The organism is Gordonia sp. 852002-50395_SCH5434458, from assembly GCF_001665905.1.
GTDB lineage: Bacteria > Actinomycetota > Actinomycetes > Mycobacteriales > Mycobacteriaceae > Gordonia > Gordonia jacobaea.
In genome coordinates, this window is sequence record NZ_LZTC01000103.1 from 1 (window position 1) to 8,718 (window position 8,718).

Below are 8,718 nucleotides of genomic sequence, written 5' to 3' on the forward strand. Positions count from 1 at the left end.
CTTCGTGTGGACGAAACCGGTCGAGGAGATTCTCAAGAAAGCTCAACCGAAAACCAACTAACGAAACGCGACACTAGTCTATTGGTCACCTCCGGCGCGGCTGATTTGATGTAGGCGGTCGCGAGAGCTGGCGTGGCATCGATGCCCTGACGCGCGAACCAGCGCAGAATCATGCGGTCGGGCTTGATCCTGTTGTCGTCACCGACGAGCATCCACAAGTACCCGCGTCGGATACCGTTCTGGCCGTCGCCCTTGACTCTGGATAGTTCTTCCTCAATCAGGGCCAGTCGGTTCGAATCATCAAGGACCGCTGAGGCATCTGCGAGCGTATCGACTCCGTGGCTGCTCAGGATTCGCGCGTACTCGATGGCCGCTCGGGCCTTCGTCACGCCGCCCCTCGTTGACGTTCGTTGTTTGTTGGTCAGGCTGATCAAGTCAGCCTCGTTCCATGCCTCAAGGCGCGACGCCGGGCCCGGATCCGAGGCGGGGACGGAAGTTGCGGGAATCAGTGGTGGATCTATGTCTCCAGCGGCGGCGAACCGGCGGACCAATGGTACGACGACTTTGTCGTAGTCTGCACTGATGCTCCACACTGCGTCGAGAATGCACAGAGAGATGCTGCTCCACCGGACCTTACGCGGTGTCGGGTTGAGTTCGATGATGCCGTCCACGACGCTATCGAGTTGGTCTAGGCGAGTGGCCACGATGGTCTCCAGTCCTGCAGCTTCGGTGCTGTCATCAATCTATCGATGGGACCGGCCGACGAATTACTGGAATGAAGAAAACGGTGTGACATGCGTCGATCGCGACACAAAGGCCGGAGCCCTACGAGCTTGTGCCTTTGCTGCCGCTGGCTGAGGTCGACAATCGCTCGTCCACTTGGCACGGCGACTCCAATCGTGCCGCGCATCCAGCATTGATCGCTGACATCGAACCAAACGTCGCATCGACTCGGGCGGTACACGCGAATGGACTCGTTAGTCCTTCAGTCGCGACCGGATGCTTCTACCCTTGACCCGTATGCGCCGTCCACCGCACCCCCGCCCGCTCCTCCGCGCCGCAGCGTTGGCCATCGCGCCTGCGCTGATCCTGACGGCCTGCTCGTCGACAAATGACGACGCCGCCCAACCGTCCGTCACCTGCGGCGAGATTCCGACGGGCACGCAGACCGACTCCAGCGCGGCGCCAAAGTCGTCGCAGGACATCTCGACACGACCCGAGGCCGCCACCGGCTATCGCACCGGGATGCAGCCCGTGCAGACCAACACCTATGCCGCGGCGACGGCCAATCCGCTCGCCACCAAGGCGGCCTGCGAGACGCTGCGGGACGGCGGTACCGCGGCCGACGCGCTCGTCACAGCGCAGATGGTGCTCGGCCTGGTCGAACCGCAGTCGTCGGGCATCGGTGGCGGGTCTTTCGCTCTCTACTACGACGCCGCCAAGCACAAGGTCACCGCTTTCGACGGCCGCGAGACAGCCCCGGCGGCGGCCACCGAGGACTACTTGCGCTACATCAGCCCCATTGATCAACGTGCACCCATCCCGAGCGCCCGCGCATCTGGCCGCTCCATCGGTGTGCCCGGCGCTGTGCGCATGCTGGAAGAGATCCACAAGGAACATGGCCGCACCGCCTGGAAGAACCTCTTCGATCCCGCGGTCAGCCTGTCCGACAACGGCTTCGACATTTCGCCGCGACTCGCCACCGCAATCTCCGAGTCGGCTGGCGACCTCAAGGCCGACGACGACGCGCGCTCGTACTTCCTCAATCCGGACGGCACACCGAAGACTGCTGGAACGCGACTGGCCAACCCCGCGTACGCGAAAACGTTGGGCGCGTTGGCAACCGACGGCGCTCAAGCGCTATACACCGGCTCGGTCGCCGATGCGATCGTCGCGAAGGCTGGCTCGACGTCGAACGGTATGACGCCGAGTCTCCTTACCGCCGACGACCTCAAGAACTACAAGGCAATGCGCCGCGAACCGGTCTCCACCGAGTACCGCGGGCATCGCATCGTGGCGATGCCAGGACCGTCGTCGGGTGGCATCACTGTCGCCGCGACGATGGGCATCCTCTCCAACTTCGACATTCCGTCGATGGGGCCGACCGGCGTCGACCGCGACGGCGGGCATCCGAATCCCGAAGCGGTGCATCTGATCAACGAGGCCGAACGCCTCGCCTATGCCGACCGTGACAAGTACATCGCCGATCCCGACTTCATCCCGTTGCCGGGCAAGGGTGTAGCGACGATGTTGGATCCGACCTACCTGAAACAGCGTGCGGCACTGATCAAACCGAACACGTCGCTGGGTAAGGCACAGCCCGGAGACCTCGGTGAGGTCCCGCTCGGTTCGTACACCGGCACAGAACACGGAACCAGCCACATCACCGTCGCCGACAAGTACGGCAACGTGGCGTCGATGACGACGACCGTCGAATCGGCGTTCGGCAGCTTCCATATGGTCGACGGCTTCATCCTCAACAATCAGCTCACCGACTTCTCCGCTGAGCCACGCGACGAGTCGGGAGCGCTTCTCGCCAACCGGGTTTCGCCGGGCAAGCGGCCGCGATCATCGATGGCCCCGACCCTCGTTATGCAGCCGGGAGCCAACGGTGCGCCGGACACCCTCAGCGCTGCTCTCGGCTCGCCCGGCGGCTCCGTGATCATCCAGTTCGTCGTGAAAACGCTTGTTGGAATGCTGGATTGGAAGCTGAACCCGCAGCAGGCCGTGTCGATGATCGACTTCGGTACGGCCAACACCCCGACGTCGAATGTCGGCGGCGAGCACCCGCTGGTCAACACTGCGAACGGCGGCGCCGACGATCCGCTCGTCAAGGGATTGCGCGAACGCGGAGAACAGGTGTCGGTCGACGATCAGTCCAGCGGGCTCAGCGCACTACAGCGCTCAGGCAACGGCTGGCTCGGCGGGGCCGATCCTCGCCGCGAGGGCGCCGTGATGGGCGACGACGCGTCGTTGAAGTGAGGTCGACGTCGGCGGGACGCTATTGATTCTCAACCGTCCGCGCCAGAATCCCGAGCGTCGCGCGTAGCCCGGCCTCGGGAATGATCGGGAACCGGCCTTTGATGTCCTCGTGGGTCACGCGGCTCCAGTCGTAGTACGACGTGACGAGCGTGCCGTCGTCAGTCGGTTCGAGTCGGTATCCGTAGCGGTGATCGAGGGGCGGTCGGACGGTGCCGATGATCGTCCATTCGACCCACCGGTTCTGCTCGTAGCCCGTGATGATCACCCTCACGTCGTACTTACCCATCGGAAGGTCGTTGAGCGATTCGCGATCCATGTGGACGACAAACTCATCGCCCACCGCGCCGACCGTCGACCCTTCCGCACTTTGCAGCATGCCTGAGCTGTCGATGGCGACGTGACCTTCTGGCGTGGTCAGAAGCTCAAAGATCGCCGACGGCTCGGCCTGGATCAAGCGGGTGATCTCGAATAGCTCGGTCATAAGGCTCTCCTCGTGTCGGCGTTGTGCCCACGATATGTGTTCCACCGCGGGGCACAGGGGCGACGCCTTCGCGAACAATCCGACCGTCCACTTCGCGACCCTAAGAATCGCGCAGATTCATACCCTCGGCGCGGCGTCGACCTGGCACTAACCTGGCGTCGGTTATGAGTGTCAGCGCCCAGCCCTGGCTTGCTGGCCGGCAACCCTCCGTCGTGGTGGGGTGCTCCAGGTGACAACCCGACGGAAGCAGGCGCTCGCCGCTGCCGTAACAACGACATCGAGGATTGAAGACCGATACCTGTGACCGCTGAACTTTCCGCTGCGCAGTCGCGTCCGCTGACCAGCGAACCGCGTGACGCAGAACTGCTTTCGGCCAAGCTGGTCAAGGCGCGCAAGCCCGGCCAGTGGGTGAGTAGCGCCGTGGTTCTCGTGCTTGCGGCAATGCTGGTGCACACGCTGATCACCAATCCGCGGTTCCAGTGGGATGTGGTCGGCGACTACTTCTTCCACGCATCAGTTCTGCGCGGCCTCGGCTTGACTTTGTGGCTGACTGCGTCAGTCATGGTGTGCGGCTTCGCATTGGGGATTCTGCTCGCCGTGATGCGCTTGTCGTCGAATCCCATCTTGTCGACGCTGAGCGCAGGCTACGTCTGGTTGATCCGATCTATTCCGCCGCTTGTCCAGTTGCTCTTCTGGTACGAGCTGGCCTCGCTGTATCCGCAACTGTCACTAGGGATTCCGTTCGGTCCGGAGTTCGTCAAAGCCGATACGGCGCACCTGTTCTCGGGCGTGCTGGCAGCGTTCGTCGCACTGACCCTGGACGTCGCGGCCTTCGCTGCCGAGATCGTGCGCGGGGGCATCCTCTCCGTCGACCGCGGTCAGGCGGAGGCCGCAGAAGCGTTGGGGCTCAGTCGGTATCGCATCTTCCGTCGAATCATCCTGCCGCAGGCCATGCCGGCGATCGTCCCGGCGTCGGGCAATCTGCTCATCGGTCTGCTCAAGGCGACGTCGATCGTCAGTGTGATCGCCGTCCAAGACCTGCTCTACTCCGTACAGCTGATCTACCAGCAGAACTACCTGATCCTGCCTCTGCTGTTGGTCGCGACCATCTGGTACATCATCGTCACCAGTGTGCTCTCGGTAGGGCAGTACTTCGTCGAACGTCACTACTCGCGTGGCAATCGCCGACCGCAACAAGGCTTCTGGACGACGGTCCGTGAGAACTTGCCGCTGTTCGGGCGAGTGCGTACCGACCTTCGCAGGTTTGATCGTCGTAACGAAGGTGCGGTGGGCGCGTGAGCTTTTCGACCACGCGCCGCGGGTACACCACGGCCGGGCATGACAATCACACCTACGACGAGACGCTACCTCTCGTCCGAATCCGAGGACTGCGCAAGAGTTTCGGACTCCACAAAGTCCTCGACGGCATCGACGTCGACGTCCCGCGTGGCACTGTAACCGTGCTGCTCGGACCGTCGGGCTCCGGCAAGTCGACGCTACTGCGCTGTATCAATCACCTCGAGAAGCCCGACAGCGGGTTCGTCGAGGTCGGCGGCGAGATCATCGGATACCGGCCGTCGTCGGGAAAGCTGCACGAACTGTCCCATCGTGAGATCGCGCGTCAGCGCGCCACCATCGGGATGGTCTTCCAGCAGTTCAACCTCTTCGGGCATATGACCGTGCAGCAGAACGTGATCGAAGGACGGTTGGCTGCGGGTATCCCGCGCGGCGAAGCTGTCGCACGAGCCGGCGATCTGCTCGAACGTGTCGGCATGGCTGGACGCGAAAGTGCCTACCCACGCCAGCTCTCCGGCGGTCAGCAGCAACGTGTCGCCATTGCCCGAGCCTTGGCGCTCAAGCCGCGCCTCATGCTGTTCGACGAACCGACAAGCGCGCTCGATCCTGAACTCGTCGGCGAGGTTTTGGCCGTGATCCGCGATCTCGCACGCAGCGGCATGACCATGGTGATTGTCACGCACGAGATCGGGTTCGCACGTGAAGTTGCCGACCAGGCGATCTTCCTCGACGGCGGGCGCATCGTCGAATCCGGGGTTCCCGCAGAGATTCTCGACGACCCGCAGCACGAGCGCACGAAAGCGTTTCTCTCCGCGGTGCTATGAGAGTACCCGTGCGAATGTGCACGATGGTCACCTCTGCGTGCCGTAACCAGTTACTACACAGAAGAATTCAGACAAGGGGACCAGAACGATGAAGAACCGCCCACGTATCCTCGCTATGTTGGCGTCCGGCGCAGTGGTCGGCAGTATCGTGTTGAGTGGCTGTGGCTCGTCGTCGGACGACACAGCGAACTCTGCAGAGGCGTCGGCCGTTCCGACACAGGACATCACCAGCAAGATCGCAAAGGACGACGCAATCAGCGCCGAACTGCCTGAGAGCGTGCGCTCTGCAGGAACCCTGACCGTCGGCACCACGCAGACACCCGGGACGTCGAACCTGCCGCACGGTGGTGTGGTCGACGACAAGAACGTCGGACTCGATCTCGATTTGCGTGACGCGATCGGCAAGGTCCTCGGTGTCAACTGGAACGTCGAGTACGGAACATTCGCCTCGATCATCCCCGGCGTCCAGAACGGGAAATACCAAGTAGGACAGGCGAACTTCGGAGTCACAGCCGAACGTGAGAAAGTCCTCGACTTCTCGACCTACCTCAACGACGGACAGGGCTTCCTCGGCTCGAAACGCGTTGACCTGCAGAAGGTCTCGACCATCACCGATGTGTGCGGTTACACCATCGCGACCACTCCCGGATCGACCTTTCAGACACTGCTGAGCTCGCACGTCGACGACTGCGCCAAGATCGGCAAGAAGCCCTGGACCGTCCAGTATTTTAACGACACGGCGCCCATCTTCCTGGGTCTGGCCAACGGCAAGGTCGAACTGTTCTTCGGTCCGGTACTGAGCCTGAAGTACGACGAGAAGCACGTCGAGGGCACCAAGTTCCTCGGCCAGATCAGTTCCACACCAGTCGGATTCGTCACCGCCAAGAACGCGGGCCTGGCCAAGCCGATCTCCGATGCCGTGAACAAGCTGATCGAGACCGGCGACTACGCCAAGATCTTCGCCAAGTGGGGCGTCCCGGATACGGGCGTCGAGAAGTCGACGGTCAATCCGCCGAGCACCTTCTGATCGACTGAAAAGCCATGCGGTTCATCACGATCACACTGATCACCCACACGCCCGATCCGACGTCGGGTATCCAGCTGAGTACGGCGGACCGCTTCCGCGAGGTCGTCGACAGCGCGTTGCTCGCCGAGGAACTGGGATTCGACGGCTTCGGTGTTGGTGAGCGTCACGAGCGTCCATTCATCTCGTCGTCGCCGACGGTGGTGCTCAGTCACATCGCTGCGCTGACCTCCCGTATCCGACTGTTCACAGCCGTGACGACCCTGTCGCTGCTCGATCCTGTTCGCGCATACGAGGATTACGCCACGCTGGACCACCTGTCGGGTGGCAGGCTCGAACTGATCATCGGCAAGGGAAACGGTTCGGCGCAACGTGAACTCTTCAACGTCACGCCCGACGATCAGTGGGCGCGCAACGCAGAATCATTCGAGGTCTTCCGAACTCTGTGGCGCAACAACAAGATCACCTATCCCACACAGTTCAGGCCACCACTGAACGACGCCGAGGTATGGCCGCTGCCGCTGCAACGTCCGATCCGCATCTGGCACGGCAGCGCGACGAGCCGCGAATCCGTCGACCTCGCAGCGCGATACGGCGATCCGTTGTTCTCCGCGAACGTCACCAATACGATCGAACCCTACGCAGAGCTCATCCGCTTCTACCGGGAACGTTGGGATGCCTACGGCCACGACCCCGCGCAGATCGCCGTCGGAGCGGGCACCGCGGGCTTCTTCGCGGCGGAACGGTCGCAGGACGCGAAGGACAAGTACCGTCCGGTCTTCGAGGGCTACCTCGCAGCGCAGGCGAGACTCGGAGTGACACCTGTCTTCGCGACGCTCGACGACTTCATCGAGCGATCGTCCGCGCTGATCGGCAGTCCGCAACAGATCATCGACAAGGTGCATCGCTACCACGAGCAGTTCGGCCACACGGTGCTGCATCTGCACGCCGACGCCAACGGACTCGACCGCGGCGATCATCGGCGCAGCCTCGAACTGTTCCAGGCCGAGATCGCGCCGACGCTTCGTCGAGCAATTCCCGACCCGCCGTGGGGCTGGGGATCTCCGCGCGAGGCCATCACTGCCTCGCCCACCGATGTCGGTGCCGTGTGGTTGGCTGAAACGCATGGGGGACCGGTGGACCGCTGATCAGGTGCTGGCGCTTGCGCCCGACGCCGCGTCGGTCAAGGCCGGGCACAAGCTCGCCACCCCGACACTGTGTTTCGGCCGCGACATCGCCGCCGTCCCGAGCGGCATGGGAGTTCCCGCGTTCGCCTGCACACCCGACGCCTTCCCCGAACTGTTGGCCGTCGCCATCGGCCGCGGCGACGTCATCGGCTGAGCCGACGCGAACGACCTGTCACAGCGCGGCATGGGCCAGGAGTGATCGGGCGGGGGTTTGGGCGGGCGGCGGGCTGGTCGGAGGTCGGACACTGCCCGCCGCCGGTGCTGCCTGCCCGCCTGCGGAAAGTAGGGGAAGGGTTCTTTCCGCGACTTGCTGACCTTTCCGCGCGGAACACGGTATTTGTCAACCTGTCTGAGACAGGTGGGTTACTGAGATCTTCTTGGTGGTGGATTTGTGGTTGATGCCGACGATCGCGGGGATGTTCGGGGCCTGGGGGTGTCGATGCCGGTAGCGTTCGGGGTGTTGTGCGTAGAGGGTGTCGAGGCGTGTTTGGCGTTGGTTTCTGATCTCGACGAAGCTGCCGTCATACACCGATGCCGGTGTGTAGCAGCCGATTCCGCTGTGCCTGTGTTCATGGGCGTAGGCGTGCAGGAACCGGTCGGTCCAATCAGCGGCGTGGTCGATGTCGTCGAAGGACGGCGGACAGGTCACATCGTATTTGACGGTCTTGAACAACGACTCGGAAAACGGGTTGTCATCGCTGACCCGGGGCCGCGAAAACGACGCAACCACTCCCGCGTCCTCGAGGGCATCGAGGAGGTCGTTGGAGCGCATCACCGTACCGTTGTCGGCGTGCAGCATGAGGGGAGGTCCGTGGCGGGTGAAAGCCTCGGTGAACATTGCGACCGCGGGGGTGTCAGATGGTCTGTGTAAGTCCAGTGCTCATCAGTGAGAGGAAGATCTATGAGCATGGCGTTAGACGACAA

Annotated in this window: 9 protein-coding genes and 1 riboswitch; of the genes, 6 read left to right on the top strand and 3 right to left on the bottom strand. The window is 62.9% G+C overall.

Features of this window, described 5'->3' with window-relative positions:
* Positions 1-32: 32 nt before the first annotated feature.
* On the bottom strand, positions 33-671 hold the full coding sequence (locus A5785_RS22120; protein ID WP_231895504.1) for a hypothetical protein: 639 nt from the start codon (positions 669-671) through the stop codon (positions 33-35).
* Between the two features lie 349 nt (positions 672-1,020).
* Here A5785_RS22120 and A5785_RS22125 point away from each other — a divergent pair, with 349 nt between their 5' ends.
* Positions 1,021-2,982 (top strand): gamma-glutamyltransferase family protein, encoded by a 1,962-nt coding sequence (locus A5785_RS22125; protein WP_064870651.1) that lies wholly within the window; start codon positions 1,021-1,023, stop codon positions 2,980-2,982.
* Positions 2,983-3,001: 19 nt separating this feature from the next.
* On the opposite strand, the gene A5785_RS22130 is transcribed toward A5785_RS22125, so the two are convergent.
* Positions 3,002-3,463, bottom strand: coding sequence for a hypothetical protein (locus A5785_RS22130; RefSeq protein WP_064870650.1), 462 nt, complete (start codon positions 3,461-3,463; stop codon positions 3,002-3,004).
* 160 nt (positions 3,464-3,623) lie between these two features.
* Positions 3,624-3,741, top strand: a riboswitch (SAM riboswitch).
* 22 nt (positions 3,742-3,763) lie between these two features.
* On the opposite strand from A5785_RS22130, the gene A5785_RS22135 reads away from it, so the two are divergent.
* The 5 genes from A5785_RS22135 to A5785_RS22155 all read left to right on the top strand — a co-directional run bounded on the left by A5785_RS22135 (position 3,764) and on the right by A5785_RS22155 (position 7,948).
* A complete protein-coding gene (locus A5785_RS22135) occupies positions 3,764-4,762 on the top strand; it encodes an amino acid ABC transporter permease (protein ID WP_064870649.1) in 999 nt (332 codons plus the stop codon).
* An 80-nt stretch (positions 4,763-4,842) separates the two neighbouring features.
* Positions 4,843-5,583, top strand: a complete 741-nt coding sequence (locus A5785_RS22140) for an amino acid ABC transporter ATP-binding protein (RefSeq protein ID WP_064870655.1) — start codon at positions 4,843-4,845, stop codon at positions 5,581-5,583.
* An 88-nt stretch (positions 5,584-5,671) separates the two neighbouring features.
* Positions 5,672-6,610 carry a transporter substrate-binding domain-containing protein gene (locus A5785_RS22145; protein WP_064870648.1) on the top strand — a complete coding sequence of 313 codons (939 nt, stop codon included), beginning with the start codon at positions 5,672-5,674 and terminating at the stop codon, positions 6,608-6,610.
* A gap of 14 nt (positions 6,611-6,624) precedes the next feature.
* Positions 6,625-7,755 carry an LLM class flavin-dependent oxidoreductase gene (locus A5785_RS22150; RefSeq protein WP_064870647.1) on the top strand — a complete coding sequence of 377 codons (1,131 nt, stop codon included), beginning with the start codon at positions 6,625-6,627 and terminating at the stop codon, positions 7,753-7,755.
* Positions 7,733-7,948, top strand: coding sequence for a hypothetical protein (locus tag A5785_RS22155; protein ID WP_064870646.1), 216 nt, complete (start codon positions 7,733-7,735; stop codon positions 7,946-7,948). Before A5785_RS22150 ends, A5785_RS22155 begins: the two co-directional genes overlap by 23 nt.
* A gap of 186 nt (positions 7,949-8,134) precedes the next feature.
* Here the strand turns inward: A5785_RS22155 and A5785_RS22160 are convergent, their stop codons facing one another.
* Complete coding sequence (locus tag A5785_RS22160; protein WP_064870645.1) at positions 8,135-8,632, bottom strand: integrase core domain-containing protein; 498 nt, start codon at positions 8,630-8,632, stop codon at positions 8,135-8,137.
* Positions 8,633-8,718: the final 86 nt, after the last annotated feature.

Bases quoted from the DNA above. Each gene is read 5' to 3' on its own strand.
- A5785_RS22125 (WP_064870651.1), top strand. From the start codon at position 1,021: ATGCGCCGTCCACCGCACCCCCGCCCGCTCCTCCGCGCCGCAGCGTTG.
- A5785_RS22130 (WP_064870650.1), bottom strand. From the start codon at position 3,463: ATGACCGAGCTATTCGAGATCACCCGCTTGATCCAGGCCGAGCCGTCG.
- A5785_RS22145 (WP_064870648.1), top strand. From the start codon at position 5,672: ATGAAGAACCGCCCACGTATCCTCGCTATGTTGGCGTCCGGCGCAGTG.
- A5785_RS22150 (WP_064870647.1), top strand. From the start codon at position 6,625: ATGCGGTTCATCACGATCACACTGATCACCCACACGCCCGATCCGACG.
- A5785_RS22155 (WP_064870646.1), top strand. From the start codon at position 7,733: ATGGGGGACCGGTGGACCGCTGATCAGGTGCTGGCGCTTGCGCCCGAC.
- A5785_RS22160 (WP_064870645.1), bottom strand. From the start codon at position 8,632: ATGTTCACCGAGGCTTTCACCCGCCACGGACCTCCCCTCATGCTGCAC.